The organism is Sphingobium jiangsuense (genome assembly GCF_014196495.1).
GTDB lineage: Bacteria > Pseudomonadota > Alphaproteobacteria > Sphingomonadales > Sphingomonadaceae > Sphingobium > Sphingobium jiangsuense.
The window spans coordinates 87,958-114,675 of record NZ_JACIDT010000006.1; the positions used below are offsets into that span (position 1 = coordinate 87,958).

A 26,718-nucleotide genomic window follows, 5' to 3' on the forward strand; every position below is an offset into this window, starting at 1 on the left:
AATCCGGCGAAATGGACCCTGGCCGAAGGTCGGCGCGGCTAACCAAGTTCAGGATGACGATAAAGGCAAAGGCCCACTTTTTGTCGCAACCCATAGCCGGGCGGGCTCTCAAAGCTTCCCCGCCTTCGCCCGCTCCACCACCGGCGCGAGCACACGCGGGCCGAGCATGCCGCTCAGATCCTCCGGCAGCGGCGAGGCATTAGGCACTTCGCGCAACAGCAGGCGGCGCGGCTCGAAGGGGCCGGGCGCGCGCCAGCCGCTGGTGGCGTCGGCGGAAAAGCCCCAGAAGCGGCCATAATATTCGGGATCGCCGATCATCATCAGATGGGCGCCCGCGCGGGCATCGGCGTCATGGATCAGGCGGTCCATCAGCAGGCGGCCGCATCCCTCGCCCTGCGATTGCGGCGACACCGCCACCGGTCCGACCATGATGAGCGGGATTTCCGCGCCGCCCGCATCGTCCGTCAGCGCGACCGGCCAGCTCTGCAACAGGCCGACCAGCGCGCCATCCTCCCCCAGCGCCGCATAGCTGTATTCCGCCAGCCATCGCATGCCGCGCCGGATCGCATAGGCGGTGCGGCCGTGGCGATCCGTTCCGAAGGCGGCGTCGAGCAGCGCCTCGATCGCGGAATCGGGCTGGGAGGAGAGGGGAAAGAGCTTCGGCACGCTTGCGGTTCTGTCCTTTACCGGGCATGAGCGCCCGACGGATTTAGGGTGACGGGGGCGGCGTTTAGCGCTTCGGCCCCAAATGAAAAGGAAAATCGACATGGGCGTGTCGACAGGCGGGATTTGAAGCAGATGGTGACGGCGGAACAGGAAGATTTCCTCGTGCTGGAGGTCGACGACCTTCATGTCGACGTGCTGACCGGCATCTATTCCGAAGAAACGCATCTGCCGCAGCCGCTGCGCATCTCGGTGCGCGCGCTGCTCGACGTGGCCGACCATTACCAGCCGGACACGCCGCTTTCCCGTTCCAAAAACTATATGGACCTCAAGCACGCGGCGACCGACGCGCTGCCCAGGGATTGTCATTTCACGCTGATCGAGGCGGTGGCCGACCATATCATCGACACCATTTTCCTTCAGGACAGCTCGGTGCGCCATGTGCGCGTGAAGATCGTGAAGCTTGCCTTGTCCGAGCGCGGCGAGTCGATCGGGATTACGCTGGGGCGCTGGAGGCGCTAGGATCGCGCTTCATTCCCGCTCATGCGCGCCTGAGAACCGTGTTATTCTGCGCTTCGGTGCTCACCTTAAGCCCGCAGCACTTCGATGCTCGAATTAGCACGTCTCTCGGCTCCAAATGAAGCGAGATCCTTATAACGGCCTCACCCGGCTTCGTCCGCGCGCAGATGGCGCAATTTGGGGGCGACGGAAAGGCCCGCGCTGTCCTTGATCGATTGCCGCAGGTCCTCGCGCTTCTGGTGGACCGACGCGATCACCGGGCCCATGGCGACGCCCAGCTCCACCAGCGCCGTCTCGGCCAGCTGCAGCGAGCTTTCCAGCGTTTCCGGCACCGCCGCCGTCGCGCCCGCGCGGTACAGCTCCGCCGCATGATCGGCATCGCGGGCGCGCACGATGATCGGCAGGCCGGTGATCCAGCTGCGCACCCGCTTGGTGATCTTGATGGACAGCACCGGGTCGTCCATCGTCAGGATGAGCGCGCTCGCGCCGCCCAGCTTCAGCCGGTCCAGCATTTCCGGCCGGGTCACGTCCCCGAAGATCAGCGGATAGCCCTCCCGCCGGTTTTCGGCGACCACATCCGGGTTGGATTCCACCGCGATATAGGATTGGTTGTGGCTCGCGAGCAGATCGCAGACCATGCGCCCGACCCGGCCGAAGCCGATCACGATGGTGCGGTTGCCTTCCTCCGCCGCGCCGCCGAGCAGTTCCTCTTCCTGCTGGCCGCTTGCCAGTTCGATGCGGCGGGCGATATTGTGCCCGACCCGCGCCAGCAGCGGCGTGAGCGTCAGGCCGATGGCGGTGACGATCTGCCAGAAGGCGGCGGTCTGGATGCTGATGATCTGCGCGGCCGATGCTGCCGTCAGCACGATGAGGGTGGTTTCCGACGGGCTGGACATCAGCACGCCGACCTCGGCCGCCACGCCCCGGCGCGCGCCGTAGAAGCGCAGCAGCAGCGCGGTCACCAGCGTCTTGGCGACCACCACGCCCAGCACCGCCGCCAGCAGCGAGGGCCAGGCCTTGACGATGACGTCGATGTCGAGGCTCATCCCCACGGTCAGCAGGAACACGCCGAGCGCGAGGCCCTTGAACGGCTCGGTCATCACCTCGACCTCGCCATGATAATCGGTTTCCGCGATCAGCAGGCCCGCGAGCAGCGCGCCGACGATCGGCGAAAGGCCCGCCAGCGCCGTCATCATGCTGGAGACGATCACCACCAGCAGGCTGGCGGCGAGGAACACATCCGGGCTCTTGGTGCGGGCGGCCTGCGCGAAGATGTGGGGCAGCACGAAGCGCCCCGCCACCAGCATGGTGACGACGGTGATGCCACCGAAGAGCAGCGTCTCGACCAGCCTTTCTATGCCGTCGCCGCTGGCATTGGGGGCGATGGCGCCGAGCAGAAAGATGATCGGCACCAGCGCCAGATCCTCGAACAGCAGCATCGAGAAGGCGGCGCGCCCGACCGGCGACTGGGTGCCGACCATCGGCAGCACGAGCGCGGTGGAGGAGAGGGCGAGCGCCAGCCCCAGCCCGATCGCGGCGGCGGGCGCGGTGCCGAGGAAGCTCATCGCCAGCGCGATGAGGAGGGCCGAGCCGATGAGTTCCATCGCACCGACGCCGAACACCAGCTTGCGCATCGACCACAGGCGCTTGAAGCTGAGTTCGAGGCCGATGGAAAAGAGCAGCAGGACGATGCCCAGCTCCGCGAAGGGGGCGATCGATCCGGGGTCGGAGATGGTGAAATGATAGAGCCACGGATAGCGCTCCACCATCGCGCCGAGGCCGGAGGGGCCGACGGCGAGGCCAACGAGGATGAAGCCGATGACCGGGCTGATCCGGAAGCGCGCGAAGGTCGGGATGACCAGCCCCGCCGCGCCCAGAATAACCAGGGCATCGCTCAGCCCGGCATGATCCACATCCATCGCCATATCCGCTCTTTTAAGCAGGCGGAACGGGCGCTGTCATCGGGGAAATGGCGGCGAGGATGGCTTGCACGCCAAAAATTGAACGAGGCTGGTCGAGCAGGGAATGTTCACGCAGAGACGCGGAGGCGCGGAGACATTGTCGCGAAGCATTTCTTGCCATCGCGCCGGTTGGAACCGAGGCGGCACGGATACAGGAGCCTGCGGCTCGTTCCCTCCGCGTCTCCGCGCCTTCGCGTGGACTCATTTTGCTTCAGCACCGGACGCCCGCCCAAAAGGAAACGCCCGCGCGCTGGGCACGGGCGTTCCGGAAAAACGGGAGCGGGAAGGCTTACTTCCAGTTGCCCATTTCGGTTTCGAGATTGGCGCGGATCGCCTCGAAGAACTGCTCGGTGGTCATCCATGCCTGATCCGGGCCGATCAGCAGCGCCAGATCCTTGGTCATCTGGCCGTCCTCGACGGTCTTGACGCAGACCTTTTCCAGCGTTTCGGCGAAGCGCACCACGTCCGGGGTGTCGTCGAACTTGCCGCGATATTTGAGGCCGCCGGTCCAGGCGAAGATCGACGCGATCGGGTTGGTCGAGGTCGCCTTGCCCTGCTGGTGCTGGCGATAGTGGCGGGTGACGGTGCCGTGCGCGGCCTCGGCCTCGACGGTCTTGCCGTCCGGGGTCATCAGCACCGAGGTCATGAGGCCGAGCGAGCCGAAGCCCTGCGCGACCTGATCCGACTGCACGTCGCCGTCATAATTCTTGCACGCCCAGACGAACTTGCCGCTCCACTTCAGCGCGGAAGCGACCATGTCGTCGATCAGGCGGTGCTCGTAGGTGATGCCGGCATTCTTGAACAGATCGGCGAACTCGGCCTCGTACACCTCGGCGAACAGATCCTTGAAGCGGCCGTCATAGGCCTTGAGGATGGTGTTCTTGGTCGAAAGATAGACCGGCCAGCCGCGGGCGAGGCCGTAGTTCATCGACGCGCGGGCGAAATCCCTGATCGATTCGTCCAGATTGTACATGCCCATGGCGACGCCGGAGCCGGGGAACTGGAACACTTCCTCGTCGATCACCGTGCCGTCCTCGCCTTCGAACACCAGGCGCAGCTTGCCGGGGCCGGGGACGCGGAAGTCGGTCGCCTTGTACTGGTCGCCGAAGGCGTGGCGGCCGACGACGATCGGGTCGGTCCAGCCCGGAATCAGCCGGGGCACGTTGCGGATCACGATCGGTTCGCGGAAAACGACGCCGCCCAGGATGTTGCGGATGGTGCCGTTGGGCGACTTCCACATCTTCTTGAGGTTGAATTCCTCGACGCGGGCTTCGTCCGGCGTGATGGTGGCGCACTTCACGCCGACGCCGTACTTGGCGATGGCGTTGGCCGAATCGACGGTGATCTGGTCGTTGGTGCGATCGCGCTCTTCGACGCTCAGGTCGTAATAATGCAGGTCGATGTCGAGATAGGGCTTGATGAGACGCTCGCGGATCCATTCCCAGATGATCCGGGTCATCTCGTCGCCGTCGATCTCCACCACCGGGTTCTTGACTTTGATTTTCGTCATGAGCTGCGTTTCGCTTTCCTGTCTGGGGATAGTTGGGATGCGCTCTAGGGAAAGCGCGCGCAATGTTCAACCGGGGGACGTATTTTTCGTGAGAGGCAAAAGCATAGCCCCGTTCGGTTCTTTTTGCCGGTTTGCCCTTTTTGCCGGTTAACATTGTCATCTTCCTCGTCTCTCCCTAAACACGCTCCATATGGAACCGGAACCTCATGTCTCCACCGGGGAGGGCGGCGCGGCTGCGTCCCAGTCCCCGACCCCCAATCCGCCCGCGCAGCAGGGCGTCAAATGGCGCTTCCCCGCCGTTCATCCCGAAGGGCGCAAGTTCGGCGCGATCGCGATCGCGATCACGCTGCTGTTCTTCATCCTGGGCTGGGAGATCGCCGGCTGGGTGATGGTGGGCATCAGCATCTGGGTGTTCGCCTTCTTCCGCGACCCCGTACGCGTCACGCCGGTCGATCCCGACCTGCTGATCGCGCCCGCCGACGGGCTCGTCACGCTGATCCAGCAGGTGCCGCCGCCGCGCGAGATCGCCGGGCCGGACGGGCTGGGCGGCGAGCCGATGTGGCGCGTGTCGATCTTCATGAGCGTGTTCGACGTCCACATCAACCGCACGCCGATCGGCGGGACAATCCGGCAGGTGGTCTATATTTCGGGCAAGTTCATCAATGCCGATCTCGACAAGGCGAGCGAGGACAATGAGCGACAGCATATCGTCGTCGAGCGCGGCGACGGGCTGCGCATCGGCTTCACCCAGATCGCGGGGCTGGTCGCGCGGCGGATCGTGCCGTTCGTCAAGCCGGGCGACGTGGTGGCGGCGGGCCAGCGCATCGGCCTCATCCGCTTCGGCAGCAGGGTCGACGTCTATCTGCCCGCCGGCACGCTGCCGCGCGTGGCGCTGGGCCAGCGGACCATCGCGGGGGAGACGGTGATCGCGAAGCTGGGCGAAACGCAGGCCGCCAGCGGGATATTCCAGTGAGAAGGCGGCCGTTCATTCCCACGGACGGGCGGCGCGGAATATCCCTGCGCCAGGTCGCGCCCAACGCCGTCACGGCGATGGCGCTGTGCTTCGGCCTTACCGGCGTGCGCTATGCGATGGCGGGGGCGTGGGAAATGGCGGTCGTTCTCGTCATCGTCGCGGGCGTGCTTGACGGGCTGGATGGCCGCATCGCGCGCCTGTTGCGCGGGGAGAGCCGTTTCGGCGCGGAGCTGGATTCGCTGTCCGACTCCATTGCCTTCGGCGTGACGCCCGCGCTCATCATGTATCTCTGGTCGCTGCAATATCTCCCCAGATTCGGCTGGGTGATCGCGCTGGCCCATGCGCTGACGTGCGCGCTGCGCCTCGCCCGGTTCAATGCGCGGATCGATGTCGACGACCAGCCGCACAAGCTTGCGGGCTATCTTACCGGCGTTCCCGCCCCGGCAGGCGCGGGGCTCGTCTTCGTGCCGCTTTACGCCTGGTTCGTGACCGGCGAGCAGATTTTCCGCGAATGGTATGTGGTCGCCCCGTGGACGGCCTTCATCGCTTTCCTGATGATCTCCAACATCGCCACCTTCAGCTGGAAGGCGTTGCGCCTGCGCCGCCGGATAAGGCTGGAGGCCATCGCCGTGGCGGGCCTGCTGGCCGCAGCCATGGTCACGGCCCTGTGGCAGACGCTGCTCTTCATCAGCCTGCTCTATCTGGCGATGGTCCCGTTCGGCGTCGCCAGCTATCGCAAGGCGCGACGGGCCGATCCCGCCGCTGCCTGAGCCGCCGTTGCTGCCATCCCGTTCAGGCGGCCCTGACGGTGGTGAGCGGCGTTGCGGTGCCCGAAACGTGGCGAGGGACAAAGCGCGGACGGCGCGCCGGACTGTAGCGGATATGGACCGTATCGGCGCGGGCGGGGCGATGCTCCATCCGCAACGCGGCCATCGCCTTGCCGCGATAGGCAAGGCTCATGCCGATGATCGTCCCTGTCGCCATCATCAGGCCGAAAGAAAAGAGGAGGCCGGCCAGTATCGTAACCATCGTCATCATCCTTCCCACAATCTGTCGCGCAGAATTGCGAAAGCTGTAGAGCGCCCGCCGCCTGCCGAAATATACCGTTGAAGCCCCTTTCAGGTTCCTTGTTCACGTTATGTTCCCAATTCTCCCGCTTGTCAACAGGCGGATAAAGCTTGCCATGCGGGCGTCGGATCGCTAAGCGCTGCGCCCATTCCACATGGGATTCGCACATACCGGTGCCGGGATCGTTCCCGGTCACGGAATCCCAGAGGGTTAACCGGAAGGAGAAAAACCATGGCGGCACCTGTCGTCACCATTCAGCAACTCATCGAGGCCGGCGCGCATTTCGGCCACCAGACCCACCGCTGGAACCCCCGCATGAAGCCGTACATCTTCGGCGAGCGGAACGGCGTCCACATTCTCGACCTCAGCCAGACCGTGCCGCTGTTCGCGCGCGCGCTCGACTTCGTGTCGGCGACCGTCGCCGCCGGTGGCAAGGTCCTGTTCGTCGGCACCAAGCGCCAGGCGCAGGAAGCGATCGCGGAAGGTGCGCGCAAGTCCGGCCAGCATTTCGTCAACCACCGCTGGCTGGGCGGCATGCTCACCAACTGGAAGACGATCTCGCAGTCGATCAAGCGCCTCAAGACGCTGGAAGAGCGCCTGTCGGGCGACACGCACGGCCTCACCAAGAAGGAAGTGCTCCAGATGACGCGCGAGCGCGACAAGCTGGAGCTGTCGCTGGGCGGCATCCGCGACATGGGCGGCATTCCGGACGTGATGTTCGTGATCGACGCCAACAAGGAAGAACTGGCGATCAAGGAAGCCAACACGCTGGGCATTCCGGTCGTGGCGATCCTCGATTCGAACGTCGATCCGTCGGGCATCGCCTTCCCGGTCCCGGCCAATGACGACGCCAGCCGCGCGATCCGCCTCTATTGCGAAGCCGTCGCCACCGCCGCGACCAAGGGCAGCCGTGGCGCGCAGGAAGCCGCCGGCTTCGATATCGGCGCGCTGGATGTGCCGCCGGCCGAGGAAAGCGTGGTCGCCGAAGCGTAAGGTTTCGCACCGTCGTAATATTTTCGGGGGATGGGCGCATTGCGGGAAACCGGAATAGCGCCCGTCCGCTTTATAGAAACCGTTGGATTGAAGGAAAACGTGATGGCCCAGATTACCGCCGCCGTTGTGAAGGAACTGCGTGAGCGTTCCGGCGCAGGCATGATGGATTGCAAGAAGGCGCTGGCCGAAACCAATGGCGATCTGGACGCCGCCGTCGACTGGCTGCGCGCCAAGGGCCTGGCCGCCGCGCAGAAGAAGTCGAGCCGCACCGCGGCCGAAGGCCTGGTCGGCGTCGCCGTCGAGGGCAATCGCGGCGTCGCCGTCGAGGTGAACAGCGAAACCGACTTCGTCGCCAAGAACGACCAGTTCCAGGATTTCGTCCGCAACGTTTCCGCCGTCGCCCTGTCGACCGGGGCGAAGGACGTCGAGGCGCTGGCCGCGGCCGCCTATCCGGACGGCGGCACCGTCAACGACAAGCTGGTCTCCAACATCGCGACGATCGGCGAGAACCAGACGCTGCGCCGCATCGGCGCGGTTTCGGTCGATAAGGGCGTGGTCGTCGATTATGTCCATAACGCGACCGGTCCCGGCCTCGGCAAGATCGGCGTGCTGGTCGCGCTGGAAGGCGATGCGCCCGCCGACGTGATGGCGCCGCTCGGAAAGCAGCTGGCGATGCACATCGCGGCCGCTTTCCCCCTCGCGCTGTCGGCCGACCAGATCGACCCGGCGCTGATCGAGCGCGAGCGCGCGATCGCCGCCGAGAAGGCCGCCGAAAGCGGCAAGCCCGCCGAGATCGTCGCCAAGATGGTCGACGGCGCGGCGGCGAAGTTCGCCAAGGAAAACGCGCTGCTCTCGCAGTTGTTCGTGATCGACAACAAGACCCCGATCGCCGACGTCGTCGCCAAGGCGGCGAAGGATGCGGGCGCGTCGATCGCGTTGAAGGACTATGTCCGCTTCCAGCTCGGCGAGGGCATCGAGAAGGAAGAAACCGACTTCGCGGCGGAAGTCGCGGCCGCCGCGGGCGTCTGACGTCTTCGGAAACAGTTGCGCCGGGCGCCTGTCGGTGTCCGGTGCATCGGGAAATATTTCTAGCGAGCGTCTGTCGGCGCTTGGCATGGGGGCGCGCGCTGATTAAGATGCGCGCCATTTCCATGATATAATCGGATATAGTTTTTGCATGTCACGTCCTGCCGCCAAGCGCATCCTTCTCAAATTGTCCGGTGAAGTGCTGATGGGGGAAGGGGCGTTCGGCATAGACCCCGCGACGGTGGACCGCATCGCCGGGGAGGTCGCCTCGGCCAAGGAGGCGGGCTTCGAGATCTGCATGGTCGTGGGCGGCGGCAACATCTTTCGCGGGCTGGCCGCCGCGGCCAAGGGGTTCGACCGCACCAGCGCCGATTATATGGGCATGCTGGCGACGGTGATGAACGCGCTCGCCGTCCAGAACGCGCTGGAGCGCATGGGGCACCCGACCCGCGTGCAGTCCGCCATCCCGATGGACACGGTGTGCGAGCCCTATATCCGCCGCCGCGCGGTGCGCCATATGGAGAAAGGCCGCATCGTCATCTTCGCGGCCGGAACGGGCAATCCCTTCTTCACCACCGATACGGCCGCCGCGCTGCGCGCCGCCGAGATGGGCTGCGGCGCGCTCTACAAGGGCACCAGCGTCGATGGCGTCTATGATGCCGACCCCAAGAAGGTCGAGACGGCCACCCGCTACGAGACGGTTTCGTTCGACCGCGTCCTCAACGACAATCTGAAGGTGATGGACGCCAGCGCCGTCGCGCTGTGCCGGGAAAACAACATCCCGATCGTCGTCTTCAACATCCGGGAAACCGGCAATCTTACGCGGGTGCTGAGCGGGCAGGGCGTCGCCACCACGGTGGGCGGCCCCGACCGGCAGGCCGCCTGACATTCTGGCATAAGGAGAAAGACATGGCCCAGTTCGACAAGGCAGATCTGGAACGTCGCATGAAGGGCGCGGTGGAATCGCTGAAGGGCGATCTTTCCGGCCTGCGCACCGGGCGCGCGAACACCGCGCTGCTCGATCCGGTGACGGTCGAGGTCTATGGCGCGAACATGCCGCTCAACCAGGTGGCGACCGTCTCCGCGCCGGAACCGCGCCTGCTTTCGGTGCAGGTGTGGGACAAGAGCAACCTGACGCCGGTGGAAAAGGCGATCCGTTCGGCGGGTCTGGGGCTCAACCCGATTGCCGACGGGCAGACGCTGCGCCTGCCGATCCCCGACCTGACGGAGGAGCGTCGCAAGGAACTGGCCAAGCTCGCCGGGCAATATGCGGAAAAGGCGCGCGTCGCCGTGCGCAACGTGCGCCGCGACGGCATGGACAGCCTGAAGACCGACGAGAAGAAGGGCGAGATCAGCGAGGACGAGCGCAAGCGCTCCGAAACCGAGGTGCAGAAGCTGACCGACAGCACCATCGCCGATATCGACGCGGCGCTGGCGCATAAGGAGAAAGAGATCCTTGGGCAGTAACCGCCTGTTTTCCGGCAGGGCAGGAGACTGATCCATGGCCAGCAAAGCAACCTCGCCGCGTTTCGGATCGGACAGGGGCAGCCCCGGTCCGCGCCATGTCGCCATCATCATGGACGGCAATGGCCGCTGGGCCAAGAAGCGCATGCTGCCGCGCGTCGCCGGGCACAAGGCGGGGGTGGAGGCGGTGCGCCGCACCGTCCGATCGGCGCGGGAGCTGGGCATCGAATGCCTGACGCTCTACGCCTTCTCCTCGGAAAACTGGAAGCGGCCGGAGCAGGAGATCGTCGACCTCACCGGCCTGCTCAAGCATTTCATCCGCGCCGACCTCGACGAATTCCACGAGAACGGCGTGCGTCTGCGGGTGATCGGCGATTATCGTGCGTTCGAGCCGGGCGCGGTGGCGCTGATCGACGAGGCGCTGGCGCGGACCCGCGACAACAAGGGCAGCACGCTGGTCATCGCGCTCAACTATGGCGCGCAGGACGAGCTGGCGCGCGCGGCGCGGACGCTGGCGCAGCAGGCGGTGCGGGGCGAGATCGACCCCAACATCATCGCGCCGGGGCATATCTCCGCCCTGCTCGACACGGTGGACCTGCCGCCGCTCGACCTGCTGATTCGCACATCGGGGGAGCAGCGCCTGTCCAATTTCCTGCTGTGGCAATGCGCCTATGCGGAGCTGTATTTCACCGACAGGCTGTGGCCCGATTTCGATCATGACGCGCTGGTCGAGGCGATCGGGAATTTCCGGTCGCGCGAACGCCGCTTCGGCGGTCTGTGATGACCGGCCGGCCGGAAATGCCCGGCGGCACGCCGCGCCCGGCAGGCGGGGACCTGCGCATCCGCGTCCTTTCGGCGGCGGTGATGCTGCTGGTCGCGGGGACGGCGCTCGGCATCGGCGGCTTGCCGCTGCGCCTTTTCATCGTCGCGGTGGGCATCGGCCTTCTCTATGAGTTCGCCGGGCTGGTGCGCGGCTTCGCCACATCGGTCGGGCAGGTCTTTTTCTGGATGCTGGGCGGGGTCGCCTATATCGGCCTTGCCTGCTTCACCCTGCTTTCCATGCCCGCGCTGATGCGCTGGACCCTGATCGCGGCGGTGATCGCCGTCGATACCGGCGCCTATTTCGCCGGGCGGCGCTTCGGCGGGCCGAAGATCGCCCCGGCGATCAGCCCGTCCAAGACCTGGGCGGGGCTGTTCGGCGGCATGGCGGGCGCTTCGCTGGTGCTGCTGGCCGTCTGGTTCCTGGTGACGCTGCGGATCGTCGATGCCTATCATATGGGCTATTCGCCGGTCGGCATCGTCGAGCGCTATCCGCTGGCGACGGCGGGCATGGTCGTGGCCGGGTGCGTGCTGGCGGTGGTGGCGCAGGCCGGGGATTTCTTCGAAAGCTGGATGAAGCGCCGCGCGGGCGTGAAGGACAGCGGGGCCCTCATTCCCGGTCATGGCGGCCTGTTCGACCGGGTGGACGGGCTGCTGGCCGTCTCCGCCGTCACCGGCGTGCTGATGGGGCCCGGGCTGATATGACGCAGCCCCGCAGCATCACGATATTCGGCGCGACCGGATCGGTCGGCGCGTCCACGCTCGACCTGATCGGGCGGGAGCCGCATCTGTACGAGATCGCCGCGCTGACCGCCAACAGCGATCCGCTCAAGCTCGCGGAACTGGCGGTGCGGCACCGGGCGCGCCTCGCGGTGATCGCCGACGAAAGCCGCTATGCCGAGCTGCGCGACGCGCTGGCTGGCAGCGGCGTGGAGGCCGCCGCCGGTCCCGCCGCGCTGGTGGATGCGGCGCGAATGGGCGCGGACTGGACGATGGCCGCGATCGTCGGCTGCGCCGGGCTGGAGCCGACGCTGGCCGCGCTGGAAGGCGGGCGCACGGTGGCGCTGGCCAACAAGGAATCGCTGGTGTCGGCGGGCGAGCTGATGATGCAGGCGGCACGGGCCTCGGGCGCGACGCTGCTGCCGGTCGACAGCGAGCATAATGCGATCTTCCAGTGCCTTGCCGGCGGGCGGATGGAGGAGGTGCGCCGCATCGTCCTCACCGCGAGCGGCGGGCCGTTCCGCACGATGAGCCGCGCGGAAATGGCGCAGGTCACGCCGGAACAGGCGGTCCGCCATCCCAACTGGTCGATGGGCGCGAAGATCAGCATCGACAGCGCGACGATGATGAACAAGGGGCTGGAACTGATCGAGGCCGGGCACCTCTTTCCCATCGGCCTCGACCGCATCGGGATATTGGTGCACCCGCAATCGGTCATCCATTCGATGGTCGAATATCGCGATCATTCGACGCTGGCGCAGCTCGGCTCGCCGGACATGCGCATTCCCATCGCCCATGCGCTGGCGTGGCCGCGCCGCATGCACAGCCCCGCGACCCCGCTCGACCTCGCCCGCATCGGCAGGCTGGATTTCGAAAGCCCGGACGAGGATCGCTTCCCCGCGCTGCGCCTCGCGCGGCAGGCGGGAGAGGCGGGGGGAGCCTGTCCCGCGGTGCTCAACGCCGCCAACGAAGTGGCCGTCGCCGCATTTCTGGAGCGGCGGATCGGGTTTCTGGACATCAGCGCCATTGTTGAGCGCGTGCTGTCAGGCTATAGCGGCAAAAAACCGGCAATGATCGCCGATGTGCTGGAAGCCGACCGTCAGGCACGGGAGGCCGCCCGGCAGCTGACGGAAAGTGTAAAGGCCTGATGAGTTCGACCGCCCTGCTGGTGCAGCCATGTTGATGACGATACTGGCCTTCGTGGCGGTGCTCGGCCCGCTCGTGTTCATTCATGAAATGGGCCATTATCTGGTCGGGCGCTGGTGCGGCGTGAAGGCGGAGGCCTTCTCCATCGGCTTCGGTCCGGAGCTGGCCGGCTGGGTCGACAAGCGCGGCACCCGCTGGCGCATCGCCGCCTTGCCGCTGGGCGGCTATGTGCGCTTCAAGGGCGACATGAACGCGGCCAGCCAGACCGACCCCGCCTGGCTGCAATTGCCGCCGCATGAGCGGGAAGGGGCGTTTCCCTCGAAACCGCTGTGGCAGCGCGCGGCGATCGTCGCCGCCGGGCCGGTCGTCAACCTGATCTTCGCGGTGCTGCTGCTCGGCGGACTCGCGATGGTGCGGGGCGAGGCGATCAGCGAACCGGTGGTCGGCCATGTCGCGGCCGGCAGCGCTGCGGAGGCCGCCGGGCTGAAGCCGGGCGACCGCATCCTCAGCATCATGGGCCGCCCGATCGACGGCTTTCAGGACATAGCGGCGATCGTCAGCCTGCGCCCCGGCGAGCCGCTCGCCTACGAGATAGAGCGCGGCGGCGAGCGGATCGAAAAGGACATCGCGGCCGGCACGCGGATCGAAAAGGACCGGTTCGGCAACATCTATCGCATCGGCCAGCTCGGCGTCGCTTCCGGCGACATCGTCCGCCGCGACGTGGGCCTGCTGCGCGCGCCGGTCGTCGGTTTCCGTCAGGCGGTGCAGATCACCCGCACGGCGGTGGACGGGCTGGGCCAGATCATCACCGGCCGCCGCTCGGTCAGCGAACTGGGCGGGCCGCTCAAGATCGCCGACGTGTCGGGGCAGGCGGCGTCGATGGGGCTGGAAAGCTTCCTGTTTTTCATGGCGCTGATCTCGATTAACTTGGGGTTCATCAACCTCTTGCCAATCCCGATGCTGGATGGAGGTCATTTGCTCTTTTATGCGATCGAGGCGGTCCAGCGGCGCCCCGTCAGCCCGGCGGTGCAGGAATGGGCGTACAAGTCCGGTCTGGCGCTGCTGCTGACGATCATGGTGCTGGTGACGTTCAACGATCTGGGGTCCTTTGGCCTGTGGCGCAGTCTCTCCGGCTTGATCGGTTGAGCTGTCTGAGGCAGGAGAGCTTTCGCTTTTTCGCGGGAAACGGTAGCAGGATCGGCGCTTCGATGAAGAATCGGCCGGCTTCGGTCAGAATACAGGGGTGAGTGTGACGAAAAGGACTGATATGGCCCGGACAAATGCGGCCCGGACAAATCCGATGTTGCCCATGGCGACCGCCCTGCTGGCCGGCACGATCATCGGCGGCATGGCCCTGCCTGCCTCCGCGCTCGCGCAGGCGAGGCCCGCCACGCCGCCGGCCCCTGCGCCCGCCGCCGGCGCCCCGGCGGTCAGCCCGACCGCGCAGACGGTCAAGGCGATCTCCGTTCAGGGCCAGCAGCGGCTGGAGCCGGAGACGATCCTTTCCTACACGAAGCTGCGGATCGGCACGGCCTATACCCGCGAGAGCCTCGATAACGCGCTGCGCGACCTCTACGACACCGAATTGTTCGCGGACGTCCAGATCCGCGACGATCAGGGCGTGCTGACCATCACGGTCAAGGAAAACCCGGTCATCAACCGGATCGTGCTGGAAGGCAACAAGCGCCTGAAAGAGGACAAGATCCGGCCGGAGATCCACATGGCCCCGCGCCAGATCTACACCCGGTCCAAGGTCCGTGCCGATGTCGCCCGCATCATCGAACTGTACCGTCGTCAGGGCCGCTTCGCCGCGACGGTGGAGCCCAAGCTGGTCCAGCTCGACCAGAACCGCGTCGACATCATCTTCGAGATCACCGAGGGGCCGAAATCCAAGGTCCGCCAGATCAACATCATCGGCAACGACAAATTCTCCGACGGCGAGCTGCGCGGCCAGATGGCGACCAAGCAGTCGCGCTGGTTCCGCCTCTTCTCGTCGGGCACCAGCTACGACCCGGATCGTCTGGCCTATGACCAGCAGAAGCTGCGGCAATTCTACCTGACCAACGGTTATGCGGATTTCCGCGTCATTTCCGCCGTGGCGGAGCTGACGCCGGACAAGCAGGATTTCATCATCACCTATGTGGTGGAGGAAGGCGACCGCTATAAATTCGGCGACGTGAAGGTGCAGAGCGACATTCGCGACCTGTCGGGCGACCGGCTGACCGCGATGCTGCCGATGAAGAAGGGCGACTGGTACAACGCCAAGCAGGTCGAGGACACCGTCGACCAGCTGAGCGAGACCGCAGGCCTGTTCGGCTACGCCTTCGCCAATGTCGAGCCGGACTTCCAGCGCAACAAGGATACCCTGACCATGGGTATCAATTTCCAGATCGCCAACGCGCCGCGCGTCTATGTCGAGCGGATCGACGTCAACGGCAACACGCTGACGCAGGACAAGGTCGTGCGCCGCGAATTCCGCCTGGCCGAGGGCGACGCGTTCAACAGCTTCCAGGTGCGCCGCTCGAAGGACCGCATCAACTCGCTGGGCTTCTTCCAGGAGAAGCTGGACATCCAGCAGAAGCCCGGCTCCGCGCCCGACCGCATCGTGCTGGAAACCAATGTGGAGGAAAAATCCACCGGCGAGCTGTCGCTCTCGGCCGGCTTCTCCAGCCTCGAGAAGTTCATCTTCTCCGCCTCGGTCACGCAGCGCAACTTCCGCGGCAAGGGGCAGGAGCTGAGCCTTTCGGGCAGCTATTCCAACTATTCCAAGTCGATAGACCTCGGCTTTACCGAACCCTATCTGTTCGATAAGAACATCGCGCTGGGCGGCAACATCTATCGCCGCGATCTCAACGCGTTCAACTATCTGTCGAACGGCGACCGCAACACCACCTATGAGCAGACCACGACTGGCTTCCAGATCAGGACCGGCGTGCCGATGACCGAATATATGTCGGCCTCGCTGCGCTACACGCTCAACTATGACGATGTGTCGCTGTCGAGCGATTATTACACCGCCGGCCAGTGCGACCCGATCCTCGCCGGGCGCTATCTGTGCGAGGCGATCGGCAAGCGGACGACCTCCTCGCTCGGCTACTCGCTGATCTACGACACGCGCGACAACCGCATCCGCCCGACGCGCGGCTTCAACGTCACGCTGAGCCAGGATTTCGCCGGGCTGGGCGGCAGCGTCAAATATGCGAAGACGCGCGCCAATGCGGGCAAGTGGTTCAACATCGGCGGCGGCTTCATCTTCAGCCTTACCGGCGAGGGCGGCTATATCTTCAGCCTGGAAAAGCAGCGCTACGGCGTGGATACCGATGGCAGCACCTATGCGCTGGAGAAGATCCGCCTGACCGACCGCTTCTTCCTGGGCGAGCCCTATATGCGCGGCTTCGCCATTCGCGGCGTCGGCCCGCGCGTGATCCGCAGCTACGGCACCTATGAAACCGACGGCAGCTTCACCGCGACGGACAGCTCTTCCGACGACGCGCTGGGCGGCAAGCTCTATTATCTCGGCCATGCGGAGCTGGAAATTCCGCTGGGCGCGGGCGCGCGCGAAATGGGCCTGCGTCCCTCGCTCTTCGTCGATGTCGGCGCGGTCGGCGGAATCAAGCGGCCGAAGCTCAACAATTTCCTCGGCTATTGCTATGTTTCTACGGTGGTGACGAACCCCGCCGGGGAAACGACCTCCAGCACCACCACGTCCGAGCGGGCATTGGCCAATGCCGCCTGCCAGACCACGGGCGGCACCACCACCGATCCCACTTCGGGCGATGTGACCACGGTGACGCCGACCTATCAGGCCGGAACCGCCTTTGTGGAGCAATATTTCGGTGACACGCTGAAGCCGCGCGTTTCGGTCGGCTTCGGCGTCAACTGGAACTCGCCGTTCGGCCCCTTCCGCATCGATATCGCCAAGGCTCTGGTGAAGGCCAAGGGCGACGACACCAAACTCATCACCTTCAACATAGGGACTCAATTCTGATGAAGACTTTCCTGAAAGCCGTCGCGCTGGCGACCGTTTCCGTCGCGGGCATGGCCGCCGTCTCCGTCCCCGCCGTCGCCCAGTCGAAGCTGGGCGTCGCGGTCGTCGACATGGACGAGGCCGTGAACAAAAGCGTCGCCGCCACCAACGCCCGCACCCAGATGCAGACCACCTACAAGGCGAACATCGACAATTTCAACAGCCGCAAGACCGCGCTCGACGCCGACCTGAAGCAGAAGGCCGAGGCGTTTCAGGCGGCGGTGAAGGCGGCGGGCGGCAAGTCTACCCCGGCGCTCCAGACCCAGTATGAGCAGCTCCAGCAGAGCCAGCAGGCCGCGCAGGCCGAATTGCAGCGGATCGGCCAGCCGATCGCGCTCGCCAACGCCTATATCGAGGAGCAGATCGGCGCGAAGATCGGCGACGCGCTGAAGGCCGCGATGACCAAGAGCAAGGTCGATCTGGTGCTGCAGCCGGGCGCGACCGTTTCCTACCAGCCCAGCGTCGACATCACCGCCGCGGTGACGACCGAGCTCAACACGCTGGTGCCCAGCGTCAACATCGTTCCCCCGGCGGGCTGGCAGCCCGGCGGCCAGCAGCAACAGCAGCCCGCCAGCGGCGCGGGGCGCTAAGGGCGGCTGATGAGCGAAACGGATAGCAAGGAAGAGGCGGCAGGGGGTCCGATGGACATTCGCGCCGTCATGGCCGCGCTGCCGCATCGGTTCCCGATGCTGCTGATCGACCGCGTCGTGTCTATGGTGCCCGGCAAGTCCATCCATGCGGTCAAGGCGGTGTCGGTGAACGAGCCCTTTTTCCAGGGCCATTTCCCGACGCGCCCGATCATGCCCGGCGTGCTGATCGTCGAGGCGATCGCGCAGGCGGCGGGCGTGCTGGCGGTGGAATCGCTGGGGCTGGCCGGATCGGGCAAGCTCGTCTATTTCATGGGGATAGAGGGCGCGAAGTTCCGCAATCCGGTGGAGCCGGGCTGCCTGGTCGATTTCCATGTCGAATTCACCCAGGTTCGCGGCGCCATCTGCAAATTCACCGGCAAGGCCTATGTCGAGGGCAAGCTGGCGGCGGAGGCGCAATGCACGGCGATGATCTCCGACCCGCCCAGGGATTGATCTGCGGCCGCAAGCCGCCGTTTCTCGCTCAAATTCCTTGCCTTTGGCGGGGAAAAGGGCTAACGGCGGCGCTTCGCGATTTCGCTTAAGACTGAGGCCGGTCGGAACCGGCCATTACAGGAGCATCACATGAAGCAGGACACCCACCCCGACTATCATTTCATCACCGTCCAGATGACCGACGGCACCACGTTCCAGACCCGTTCGACCTGGGGCAAGGAAGGCGACACGCTCGCCCTCGACATCGATCCCAAGTCGCACCCGGCATGGGTCGGTGGCCAGCGCAACGTCGACCAGGGCGGTCAGGTGGCCCGCTTCAACAAGCGCTTCGGCGGCCTTACGCTCAAGAAATAAGCGAGCGGCCAGCTTCGAAATATGGGAAGGGCGTCCGATCGGGCGCCCTTTTTCTGTGGGGTGTGGCGATTTACGGCCAGCGACAGGCATAAGAAATCCGTTCGGACTGAGCTTGTCGAAGCCCTGTCCTTCTTCCCCAAGAGAAAAGCGGCCGCCCGCTCTACGGGTCGACAAGCTCAGCTCGAACGGAAGTGGGGACCGCTCTCAACCTTCTCCGTCATGCCAGCGAAGGCTGGCATCTCCGGAGACGGTGCCTCATGACCTGCGGCCCCAGCCTGCGCTGGGGCGATGGTGGGGGGAGAGGGCCCGCCAAGGCCGCCCCGAACCTATAACCGCGGCAGCGTCACGCCGCGCTGACCCATATATTTGCCCGCGCGGTCGGCATAGCTGACTTCGCACGGTTCATTGCCTTGCAGGAACAGGAACTGGCACGCCCCCTCATTGGCGTAGATTTTCGCGGGCAGGGGGGTGGTATTGGAAAATTCCAGCGTCACATGCCCCTCCCAGCCCGGCTCCAGCGGGGTCACGTTCACGATGATGCCGCAGCGCGCATAGGTCGATTTGCCGAGGCAGATCACCAGCACGTCGCGGGGCACGCGGAAATATTCCACCGTGCGGGCTAGCGCGAAGCTGTTGGGCGGGATGATGCACACGTCCGTCTTGCGGTCGACGAAGCTGTTCGACGCGAAATCCTTCGGATCCACCAGCGCATTGTCGACATTGGTGAAGATCTTGAACTCGTCGGCGACGCGCGCGTCATAGCCGTAGGAGGAGAGGCCGTAGCTGATGCAGCCTTCCCGCTTCTGCGTTTCGACGAAAGGCTCGATCATGCCGTTTTCCAGCGCCTGTTCGCGTATCCAGCGATCGGAAAGGATCGACATCTCTTTGGTCCTCTATCGTTGGGAACCGGCCGGAAAATCCGCGCCGGAAAAGGCATGAGGCAGAAGCTCGGCCACGCTATAGGCGGCCCCGCCCTCGCCTGACAAGGGGGCGCAGTAGACGCGGATGTCGTGCCCGGCAAGGGACACCGCCTCGGCCAACACCTGCCGGCAGCGGCCGCAGGGAGTGATGGGCACCCCGCTTCCGGTCCCAGTGCCAGCCACGCCCATCGGCCCGCCGACCACGGCAAGCGCGACGATCTGCGTCAGCCGCCCCGCCGCATTGGCCGAGGCGATGGCGACCGTCTCCGCGCACAGCGACAGGCCGAGGCTGACATTCTCGAAATTGGCGCCGGTGACGATCCCGCCGTCGCCCAGGCGCAGCGCCGCGCCCACGGCAAAGCGGCTATAGGGCGCATGGGCATGCGCCATGGCGGCGCGGGCGGCCTCCACCAGCGGCGCGTCCCAATCGTCGCCGGTTGCGGCCGCCTCGCTCATGGCGCGACGACATCCCATTCCACCGGGCCGTCGATCCCGTCCACCCGCCGCCGGTCGTTCGCCGTCCACATCACCCATGCATGGGACGCATAGTCCGGGGGAAAGAAATTCCCCTCCAGCCAGAGCGTGCGGTTGATGCCGCTGCTGATGTCATATTGCTTCTCTACCGCCTTCGAAATGCGGATGAGCGCGGGCTTTCCTCCATGCATTTCAATGACATTGAGCAGGGTGTTGAGTTCCGACAATATGGTGTCGCGGCCCGGCGACCCGGCGCAATGCTCGCCGGGCGCCACCCGGACGACCGGGGGCAGCGCCGCATTGTCGCGCGGCACGGTGGTGATGAAGAGCGTCGCCTGATCGCTCGCCCGCTTGCACGGATCGAACACCAGTTCCGCGCCATAGCGCAGCCCGGCCTCGCGCGCCTGCGCCCAGTTGGTTGCGAACAGCGGATCGCGCAGGTCGGTGCCGCTGGTGGCGCGGATATAGGCGAAATCGACGTTCCGCGTCCGCACCGTGCGCCAGTCGATCTCGCCCAGCTCGCCGGAAACGGAGATGCCCTGCATCGGATAGTCCTCCGCCGAGGGCGCCCATTGGGCGGCGAAGCGCCACAGCAGCATTGCGCCGAAAAGGAGCAGCGCCAGCAGCGCGCCGAGCCAGCGCAGCCGGATCTTCCACGGCACCGAAGCGGTTCTGGGGCCGACGCTCATTGCTTGATGTGCAGCACGCAGATCAGCGTGAAGAGCCGCCGGGCGGTGTCGAAATCCACCTTTATCTTGCCTTCCAGCCGTTCCATCAGCGTTTCGGCGGCATGGTTGTGGATGCCGCGGCGGGCCATGTCGATGGTTTCGATCTGCTGGGGCGAGGCATTGCGGATGGCCTGAAAATAGCTGTCGCAGATCGCGAAATATTCGCGAATCGGGCGGCGGAAGCGGGCGAGGCCGAGGATGATCGCCTCCAGCGGTGTGCCGTCCTGCCGCTGGATCGCGATGACCAGCCGCCCTTCCTGCGTGCTCAGGTGCACGCGATAGGGGCCCTTGTAGTCATCCGCATGCGGACGGAGCGGCTCGAAATAATTTTCCTCCAGCAGGTCGAATATCGCGATCCGCCGTTCCTGCTCGACATCGGCATTGCGCCAGATGATGCTCTGCTGGTCGAGAGAAATGTCTATGATGCGGGGATCGGCCATCGTCCCCATGCACTGAGGCCAGCGGTCGGAAAGATCAAGGGGGATATTGCGCCGCCGGGGCTTGCGCCGGCCGGCGGTTGGCGCGAAAAGGGCGCCATGGCGGAAGCATTGAAACTGGTCGGCGAAGCCGAAGGCGCGGCGCGCGAACTCCCCCGGAATATCGAGGCGGAAGCCGCCTTGCTGGGCGCGCTCCTCATCGACAATCGAGTCGCCGAGGACGTGCAGATGAAGCTCAAGCCGGAGCATTTCTTCGAGTCCGTCCATGGCCGCATCTACGAGGCGATCCTGAAGCTGCTCGACCGCAACATGGTCGCCAGCCCGGTGACGCTGAAACCGATGCTGGATCAGGACCCGGCGCTGAAGGAACTGGGCGGGTCGGCCTATCTGGTGGAATTGACGGCCAGCGGCGCCTCGCTGATCGGCGCGCGGGATTTCGCGCAGCAGATCTACGACCTCGCGCTTTTGAGGCAACTCGTCAGCGTCGGTCGGGAACTGGTTGAAAATGCTCTGGATACCAGCGAGGATGTCGACCCGCGCGGCCAGATAGAGGCGGCCGAGGTCGCGCTCTACAAGGTGTCGGAGGGCGAAGGCGAGGTCGGCTCGGTCAAGAACTTCCTGCAAGCCTCCACCGTCGCGGTGCAGGTGGCGGAGCGCGCGCTCAACAGCGGGGGTCATCTTTCCGGCATCACCACCGGCATCACCGCGCTCAACGAGAAGATCGGCGGCCTGCACAACAGCGATCTCATGATCCTCGCCGGGCGTCCGGGCATGGGCAAGACGTCGCTCGCCACCAACATCGCCTATAATGCGGCCGCGCGCTGGCTGCGCGACGATGCGGACGGCATCGCGCCGGAAAAGAATATGGGCGCCAAGACGGCGTTCTTCAGCCTCGAAATGTCGGCCGACCAGCTCGCGACCCGTATCCTTGCCGAGCAATCGGGCATTTCCGGCGAATCCCTGCGCATGGGCAAGATCAGCCGCAGCGAGTTCCAGAACCTGTCCCGCGCGGCGCGGGAGTTGCAGGAGCTGCCGCTGTTCATCGACGACACGCCGGGCCTCACCATCGCCGCGCTGCGCACGCGGGCGCGGCGGCTGAAGCGGCGGCACGATATCGGCTTCATCGTCATCGACTATCTCCAGCTGTTGCAGGGCTCCGGGCGCGGCAATGATAATCGCGTCAACGAAATTTCGGAAATTTCCCGTGGTTTGAAGACCTTGGCGAAGGAACTCAACGTTCCCGTGCTGGCCCTGTCGCAGCTCAGCCGCGCGGTCGAGCAGCGCGAGGACAAGCGGCCGCAGCTGTCGGACCTGCGCGAATCCGGCTCGATCGAGCAGGACGCCGACATGGTGTGGTTCGTGTTCCGCGAGGATTATTACGTCGCCTCGCGCGAACCCAAGCGCCCGACCGAAGGAGACGATGCGAAGATCCACGAGGATCACGCCAAATGGGCGATGGAGATGGAGCGTGTATTCGGTCTCGCCGAACTGATCGTCGCCAAGCAGCGTCACGGCGCGACCGGCAAGGTCCGCCTGAAATTCGACGCCAAGATCACGCGGTTCAGCGATCTGGCCGAGGGCGATTATCCGGGGCCGGTGGATGATTATGACGATTGAGGAAGGGAGATGGGAGCGGGATTCCCACCTCCGTTCGCCCTGAGCTTGTCGACCCGTAGGGCGGGCGAAGCCCAACGGCTGCTTTTCTTTTCTGTGTTGGAGAAAGAAGAAGGACAGGGCTTCGACAAGCTCAGCCCGAACGGGGTTAGGTTGCTGCGTTTGCTCCTAACAGACAAGGAAAAAGGCCCGGCATGATGACCGGGCCTTTTCCTTGTCCGTAAGCTCCGCCGTTCAGAAGGCGGGCTGGTTGGCCGGGTCGTCCGGGTCGGCGAGCGGCGTGGAGATGGTGTGGATGCCGCATTCCACCTTGTCCCAGCCGCGCCAGCGCCCGGCGCGCGGGTCTTCACCCGGCAGCACCTTGGACGTGCACGGCTCGCAGCCGATGGAGAGATAGCCCTGCTCCTCCAGCGGGTGGCGGGGCAGGTCGTGCTCGCTGAAATAGGCTTCCAGATCGGTCTTGGTCCAGTCGCCGAGCGGGTTGATCTTCAGCCGCCCGTCCTCGATCTCGAACCGGGGCAGGTTCTGGCGGGTGACGGACTGGAACGCCTTGCGGCCGGAAATCCACGCATCCAGCCCTTTTTTCGCGCGGGCGAGCGGCTCCACCTTGCGGATTTCGCAGCAGCCGTCGGGGTCGTAGGACCAGCGCAGGCCCTTGTCGTCCTTCTTCGCCAGCATTTCCGGGTCCGGCTCCACCACCCGGCTGTCGGTCAGCCCCAGCGTGGTGACGAGCGTCTGCCGATAGTCGAGCGTTTCCGGGAACATCTTGAGCGTATCGACGAAGATCACCGGCACCGACGGATCGGCCTGCGCGATCAGGTGCAGCAGCACCGCGCTTTCCGTGCCGAAGGAGGAGACGACCGCCACCTCGCCGATCGCCTTCTCCGCGAACAGGGTGCGCAGCATGGTCTGCGTATCGACCCCTTCGAAGCGGGCGTTGAGCGCGTCCGCATCCGCCTGGGTGAAGGCGGGGCGGGCGTCGATCACATCGATCTGGCGGGCAGCAGTGGTCATCGTTCAGTTCACCTCATGCCGTTTCGCCCAGATCGGGCGGCGGCCATCCACGGATTTTTGATAGACATCGGCGTAGCGGGAAAGCGTGGCTTCCACCACCGCCGGGTCGAGCGCCTTGTCGGGCGCGAAGCTGTCGAAGCCGCAGCGGCGCATCGCGAACAGCTGGTCCACCAGCACGTCGCCGCTGGCGCGCAGTTCGCCCCGATAGCCCGCCTCGCGCAGGATGCGGGCCGAGCTGTAGCCGCGCCCGTCGCCGAAGGCGGGAAAGGCGACCTCGACCAGTGCGATGCGATCGAGATGCGGCAGCAGCGCGCGGGCATCCTCGCCCGGTGCGATGCGGACGGCGGTGGCGTTGGACGCGCCGAGGAATTCCTCGATCGACACCGGAGTCTCGCCGATGGTCTCGCCTTCGCGGAAGTTCAGCAGATCAACCATAGATCGCCTCCTTGAACGGAGCCATGCCGAGGCGGCGATAGGTGTCGAGGAAACGCTCCCCCTCCTGCCGCTGCGCGAGATAGAGGTCGGTCGCCCGCTCGATCGCATCGACCACGCCGTCCTCGGTGAAGCCGGGGCCGGTGATGGCGCCGAGCGAGCAATCCTCCGCGCCCGATCCGCCGAGCAGCAGCTGATAATTTTCCGTGCCCTTCCGGTCCACGCCCAATATGCCGATATGCCCGGCATGATGGTGGCCGCAGGCGTTGATGCAGCCGGAAATCTTCAGCTTCAGCTCGCCGATCGCCTCTTCCTTGCCGTTCCCGGCGAAGCGCCGGGCGATCTTCTGCGCGACCGGGATGGAGCGCGCATTGGCGAGGCTGCAATAATCGAGGCCGGGGCAGGCGATCATGTCGCTGATCCGGTCGAGATTGGCGGTGCCGAGGCCCGCCGCGTCCAGCTGTTGCCAGATGGTGTAGAGATCCGCCTTCTTCACATAGGGCAGCACGATGTTCTGCGCATGGGTGACGCGCAGCTGGTCGAGCGAATGGCGCTCCGCCAGGTCCGCCATCAGGTCGATCTGGTCGGCGCTGGCGTCGCCGGGGATGCCGCCCACCGGCTTCAGGCTGATGTTGACGATCGCATAGCCGGGCTGCTTGTGGGGGAGGACATTGCGGTCGAGCCACAGCGCGAAATCCGGGTCGGAGCGGTCCACCTCTTCGGGCAGGCCGGTTTCATAGACCGGCGGCGCGAAATAGGCGCGGATGCGGTCCAGCTCCTCGGTCGGCGGCTGGATGCCGAGCTGCCGCATATGGGCGAACTCTTCCTCCACCTGACGGCGATATTCATCGACGCCCAACTCGTGGACCAGGATCTTGATCCGCGCCTTGAACTTGTTGTCGCGGCGGCCGTAGCGGTTGTAGACGCGCAGGCAGGCCTCCAGATAGGAAACCAGCTCGTCCTCTTCCACGAAATCGCGGATTTCCGGGGCGACCATCGGCGTGCGGCCCATGCCGCCGCCGGCGAACACGCGCGCGCCGATGCGGCCGTCGCGCTCCACCAGTTCGAGGCCGATGTCGTGCAGCCGCATCGCCGCCCGGTCATTGGCCGAGGCGATGACGCAGATCTTGAACTTGCGCGGCAGATAGGTGAATTCCGGGTGGAAGCTCGACCATTGGCGCAGCAGCTCGGCCCAGGGGCGCGGGTCGGTGATCTCGTCCGCCGCCACGCCCGCATATTGATCCGAACTGATGTTGCGGATGCAGTTGCCGCTGGTCTGGATCGCGTGCATTTCCACCGTCGCCAGATCCGCGAGGATATCCGGCGCGTCCTCCAGCTTGATCCAGTTGTACTGGATGTTCTGGCGCGTGGTGAAATGGCCGTAGCCCCGGTCATATTTGCGCGCGATATGGGCGAGCATCCGCATCTTGCGAGAGGACAGCGTGCCATAGGGCACCGCGACGCGCAGCATATAGGCGTGCAGCTGGAGATAGAGGCCGTTCATCAGGCGCAGCGGCTTGAACTGGTCCTCGGTCAGTTCGCCCGCGAGGCGGCGGCGGGCCTGATCGCGGAATTCCTCGACGCGGGCATCGACCATCGCCTGATCGTAGGAGTCGTAAAGATACATGGTCAGGCCCTCACGATGGGAATGTCGGCGTTGATGGCAAGGTCCGTGCGGACGGTCGGACCGCTGGCGCGGATGCGTTCCTTGATATGGTTGGGCAACGGGCCGGAGTCGGTCTGTTCCGCATCGACGATATAGGCGACGTTGACGCGGCGCGCCTGCTCCTCGCGGGCGAGGATGGCGTCGCCCTCATCCCCTACATCTACGGCCTCGCCGATGTGGCGCGACCAGCCCTTGCCGGTCCACCAGATCACGTCGCCGCTGGCGAGGTCGTTTCCGGTCAACAATTTCACGCAATAGTCTCCAGTTCCGGCGCGAAGCGCGCCTTTATTCCATCCGGTTCGATCTGGCGCACCACATCGCCCACGACGATGAGGGCGGGGCTCTGCACCCGTTCCTCGGCCACCAGCCGGCCCAGGTCGGCGAGGCAACTGACCAGCGTGCGGCTGTCGGCGCGCGTGCCCTTTTCCAGCACCGCGACCGGCATGGCGGGCGTGATGCCGTCGGCGATCAGCTTTTCGGCGATATCGGCCGCCGTCGCAACACCCATATAGATGACGAGCGTGCGGTCGTGCCCGGCAAGGCCCGCCCAGTTCTGGTCGGTCAGGCCCTTGCACTGCCCGGCGACGAAGGTGACGGCGCTCGACAGGCCGCGATGGGTGAGGGGCAGGCCCGCTTCGGCGGCGCAGCCCACGGCGGCGCTGATGCCCGGCACGACCTCGACCGGCACGCCCGCCGCGCGGCAGGCCTCGGCTTCCTCGCCGCCGCGCCCGAAGATGAACGGATCGCCGCCTTTCAGCCGCACGACATCGCGCCCGGCCAGCGCCTCGCGCACCAGCAGCGCGTTGATCTGGTCCTGCGGCATCGAATGGCGGGACCGGGCCTTGGCGACGGAGATCATCTCGGCATCGGGATGGGTGAGCGCCAGGATTTCCGGCGCGACCAGCCCGTCATGCACGACCAGCCCGGCCTGGCCGAGCAGCCGCGCCGCGCGCAGGGTCAGCAATTCGGGGTCGCCCGGCCCCGCGCCGACCAGATGGACGGTGCCGACGCGCGTGCGCACGGGAAAGGAGGATGCACTGATAGCCATGGTGGGGGACATGATGTTTTCGCCCCCGCGCCGCAACGCAAAATCTTTTGACGGGGATGA

Annotated in this window: 29 protein-coding genes; 16 read left to right on the plus strand and 13 right to left on the minus strand. The window is 65.6% G+C overall.

Annotated elements, in window-relative coordinates:
- Positions 1-108: 108 nt before the first annotated feature.
- Complete coding sequence (locus tag GGR43_RS09930; protein WP_284278165.1) at positions 109-666, minus strand: GNAT family N-acetyltransferase; 558 nt, start codon at positions 664-666, stop codon at positions 109-111.
- Positions 667-798: 132 nt separating this feature from the next.
- On the opposite strand from GGR43_RS09930, the gene GGR43_RS09935 reads away from it, so the two are divergent.
- Positions 799-1,185: a dihydroneopterin aldolase gene (locus tag GGR43_RS09935; protein ID WP_223177386.1), complete on the plus strand. Its 387-nt coding sequence runs from the start codon at positions 799-801 to the stop codon at positions 1,183-1,185.
- A 140-nt stretch (positions 1,186-1,325) separates the two neighbouring features.
- Here GGR43_RS09935 and GGR43_RS09940 read toward each other — a convergent pair whose 3' ends face one another.
- Positions 1,326-3,107: a cation:proton antiporter domain-containing protein gene (locus GGR43_RS09940; protein WP_188071830.1), complete on the minus strand. Its 1,782-nt coding sequence runs from the start codon at positions 3,105-3,107 to the stop codon at positions 1,326-1,328.
- Positions 3,108-3,432: 325 nt separating this feature from the next.
- Positions 3,433-4,653 (minus strand): NADP-dependent isocitrate dehydrogenase, encoded by a 1,221-nt coding sequence (locus GGR43_RS09945; RefSeq protein WP_188071831.1) that lies wholly within the window; start codon positions 4,651-4,653, stop codon positions 3,433-3,435.
- 190 nt (positions 4,654-4,843) lie between these two features.
- Between GGR43_RS09945 and GGR43_RS09950 the strand changes: the two genes are divergently transcribed.
- A complete protein-coding gene (locus tag GGR43_RS09950) occupies positions 4,844-5,626 on the plus strand; it encodes a phosphatidylserine decarboxylase (RefSeq protein WP_188071832.1) in 783 nt (260 codons plus the stop codon).
- Complete coding sequence (locus tag GGR43_RS09955; protein ID WP_188071833.1) at positions 5,623-6,396, plus strand: CDP-alcohol phosphatidyltransferase family protein; 774 nt, start codon at positions 5,623-5,625, stop codon at positions 6,394-6,396. The genes GGR43_RS09950 and GGR43_RS09955 overlap by 4 nt, the downstream gene beginning before the upstream one ends.
- Positions 6,397-6,418: 22 nt before the next feature.
- On the opposite strand, the gene GGR43_RS09960 is transcribed toward GGR43_RS09955, so the two are convergent.
- On the minus strand, positions 6,419-6,655 hold the full coding sequence (locus tag GGR43_RS09960) for a hypothetical protein (protein WP_188071834.1): 237 nt from the start codon (positions 6,653-6,655) through the stop codon (positions 6,419-6,421).
- A gap of 270 nt (positions 6,656-6,925) precedes the next feature.
- Here GGR43_RS09960 and rpsB point away from each other — a divergent pair, with 270 nt between their 5' ends.
- The 12 genes from rpsB (at position 6,926) to rpmE (ending at position 18,325) form a co-directional block, all read left to right on the plus strand.
- Positions 6,926-7,687, plus strand: a complete 762-nt coding sequence (gene rpsB, locus GGR43_RS09965; protein WP_188071835.1) for a 30S ribosomal protein S2 — start codon at positions 6,926-6,928, stop codon at positions 7,685-7,687.
- A gap of 102 nt (positions 7,688-7,789) precedes the next feature.
- Positions 7,790-8,716, plus strand: a complete 927-nt coding sequence (tsf, locus tag GGR43_RS09970; RefSeq protein ID WP_188071836.1) for a translation elongation factor Ts — start codon at positions 7,790-7,792, stop codon at positions 8,714-8,716.
- Between the two features lie 148 nt (positions 8,717-8,864).
- The gene (gene pyrH, locus GGR43_RS09975; protein WP_188071837.1) at positions 8,865-9,599 is read left to right on the plus strand and encodes a UMP kinase; all 735 of its coding nucleotides are present in this window, start codon (positions 8,865-8,867) and stop codon (positions 9,597-9,599) included.
- 23 nt (positions 9,600-9,622) lie between these two features.
- Positions 9,623-10,180, plus strand: a complete 558-nt coding sequence (gene frr, locus GGR43_RS09980) for a ribosome recycling factor (RefSeq protein WP_188071838.1) — start codon at positions 9,623-9,625, stop codon at positions 10,178-10,180.
- Between the two features lie 34 nt (positions 10,181-10,214).
- Positions 10,215-10,958 carry an isoprenyl transferase gene (locus GGR43_RS09985; RefSeq protein ID WP_188071839.1) on the plus strand — a complete coding sequence of 248 codons (744 nt, stop codon included), beginning with the start codon at positions 10,215-10,217 and terminating at the stop codon, positions 10,956-10,958.
- Entirely contained in the window at positions 10,958-11,701 is a 744-nt protein-coding gene (locus tag GGR43_RS09990; protein ID WP_246343506.1) for a phosphatidate cytidylyltransferase, read from the plus strand. The genes GGR43_RS09985 and GGR43_RS09990 overlap by 1 nt, the downstream gene beginning before the upstream one ends.
- Positions 11,698-12,864 (plus strand): 1-deoxy-D-xylulose-5-phosphate reductoisomerase, encoded by a 1,167-nt coding sequence (locus GGR43_RS09995; RefSeq protein WP_188071840.1) that lies wholly within the window; start codon positions 11,698-11,700, stop codon positions 12,862-12,864. The genes GGR43_RS09990 and GGR43_RS09995 overlap by 4 nt, the downstream gene beginning before the upstream one ends.
- Positions 12,865-12,892: 28 nt before the next feature.
- A complete protein-coding gene (gene rseP, locus GGR43_RS10000) occupies positions 12,893-14,008 on the plus strand; it encodes an RIP metalloprotease RseP (protein ID WP_188071841.1) in 1,116 nt (371 codons plus the stop codon).
- 154 nt (positions 14,009-14,162) lie between these two features.
- The gene (gene bamA, locus GGR43_RS10005) at positions 14,163-16,850 is read left to right on the plus strand and encodes an outer membrane protein assembly factor BamA (RefSeq protein WP_188071842.1); all 2,688 of its coding nucleotides are present in this window, start codon (positions 14,163-14,165) and stop codon (positions 16,848-16,850) included.
- Positions 16,850-17,479: an OmpH/Skp family outer membrane protein gene (locus tag GGR43_RS10010; protein WP_188071843.1), complete on the plus strand. Its 630-nt coding sequence runs from the start codon at positions 16,850-16,852 to the stop codon at positions 17,477-17,479. Before bamA ends, GGR43_RS10010 begins: the two co-directional genes overlap by 1 nt.
- A 51-nt stretch (positions 17,480-17,530) precedes the next feature.
- The gene (gene fabZ / locus GGR43_RS10015) at positions 17,531-17,971 is read left to right on the plus strand and encodes a 3-hydroxyacyl-ACP dehydratase FabZ (protein WP_188071960.1); all 441 of its coding nucleotides are present in this window, start codon (positions 17,531-17,533) and stop codon (positions 17,969-17,971) included.
- A 129-nt stretch (positions 17,972-18,100) separates the two neighbouring features.
- The gene (gene rpmE / locus GGR43_RS10020) at positions 18,101-18,325 is read left to right on the plus strand and encodes a 50S ribosomal protein L31 (RefSeq protein ID WP_188071844.1); all 225 of its coding nucleotides are present in this window, start codon (positions 18,101-18,103) and stop codon (positions 18,323-18,325) included.
- Between the two features lie 326 nt (positions 18,326-18,651).
- On the opposite strand, the gene dcd is transcribed toward rpmE, so the two are convergent.
- The 4 genes from dcd to GGR43_RS10040 form a co-directional block, all read right to left on the minus strand.
- The gene (gene dcd, locus GGR43_RS10025) at positions 18,652-19,206 is read right to left on the minus strand and encodes a dCTP deaminase (RefSeq protein ID WP_188071845.1); all 555 of its coding nucleotides are present in this window, start codon (positions 19,204-19,206) and stop codon (positions 18,652-18,654) included.
- Between the two features lie 12 nt (positions 19,207-19,218).
- Entirely contained in the window at positions 19,219-19,701 is a 483-nt protein-coding gene (locus GGR43_RS10030) for a cytidine deaminase (RefSeq protein ID WP_188071846.1), read from the minus strand.
- Positions 19,698-20,318 carry a glycoside hydrolase family 25 protein gene (locus GGR43_RS10035; protein ID WP_246343570.1) on the minus strand — a complete coding sequence of 207 codons (621 nt, stop codon included), beginning with the start codon at positions 20,316-20,318 and terminating at the stop codon, positions 19,698-19,700. Before GGR43_RS10035 ends, GGR43_RS10030 begins: the two co-directional genes overlap by 4 nt.
- An 86-nt stretch (positions 20,319-20,404) precedes the next feature.
- Positions 20,405-20,887, minus strand: a complete 483-nt coding sequence (locus GGR43_RS10040; protein WP_188071848.1) for a UPF0262 family protein — start codon at positions 20,885-20,887, stop codon at positions 20,405-20,407.
- Positions 20,888-20,983: 96 nt separating this feature from the next.
- On the opposite strand from GGR43_RS10040, the gene GGR43_RS10045 reads away from it, so the two are divergent.
- Complete coding sequence (locus GGR43_RS10045; protein WP_188071849.1) at positions 20,984-22,501, plus strand: replicative DNA helicase; 1,518 nt, start codon at positions 20,984-20,986, stop codon at positions 22,499-22,501.
- Between the two features lie 231 nt (positions 22,502-22,732).
- On the opposite strand, the gene GGR43_RS10050 is transcribed toward GGR43_RS10045, so the two are convergent.
- The 5 genes from GGR43_RS10050 to cobA are packed head-to-tail and all read right to left on the minus strand — an operon-like array spanning position 22,733 to position 26,658.
- Positions 22,733-23,512 (minus strand): phosphoadenylyl-sulfate reductase, encoded by a 780-nt coding sequence (locus GGR43_RS10050; protein WP_188071850.1) that lies wholly within the window; start codon positions 23,510-23,512, stop codon positions 22,733-22,735.
- Between the two features lie 3 nt (positions 23,513-23,515).
- Complete coding sequence (locus GGR43_RS10055) at positions 23,516-23,947, minus strand: DUF934 domain-containing protein (RefSeq protein ID WP_188071851.1); 432 nt, start codon at positions 23,945-23,947, stop codon at positions 23,516-23,518.
- The gene (locus GGR43_RS10060) at positions 23,940-25,571 is read right to left on the minus strand and encodes a nitrite/sulfite reductase (protein WP_188071852.1); all 1,632 of its coding nucleotides are present in this window, start codon (positions 25,569-25,571) and stop codon (positions 23,940-23,942) included. The genes GGR43_RS10055 and GGR43_RS10060 overlap by 8 nt, the downstream gene beginning before the upstream one ends.
- 2 nt (positions 25,572-25,573) lie before the next feature.
- Positions 25,574-25,861, minus strand: coding sequence for a DUF2849 domain-containing protein (locus tag GGR43_RS10065; RefSeq protein ID WP_188071853.1), 288 nt, complete (start codon positions 25,859-25,861; stop codon positions 25,574-25,576).
- On the minus strand, positions 25,858-26,658 hold the full coding sequence (gene cobA / locus GGR43_RS10070) for a uroporphyrinogen-III C-methyltransferase (protein ID WP_188071854.1): 801 nt from the start codon (positions 26,656-26,658) through the stop codon (positions 25,858-25,860). The genes GGR43_RS10065 and cobA overlap by 4 nt, the downstream gene beginning before the upstream one ends.
- Positions 26,659-26,718: the final 60 nt, after the last annotated feature.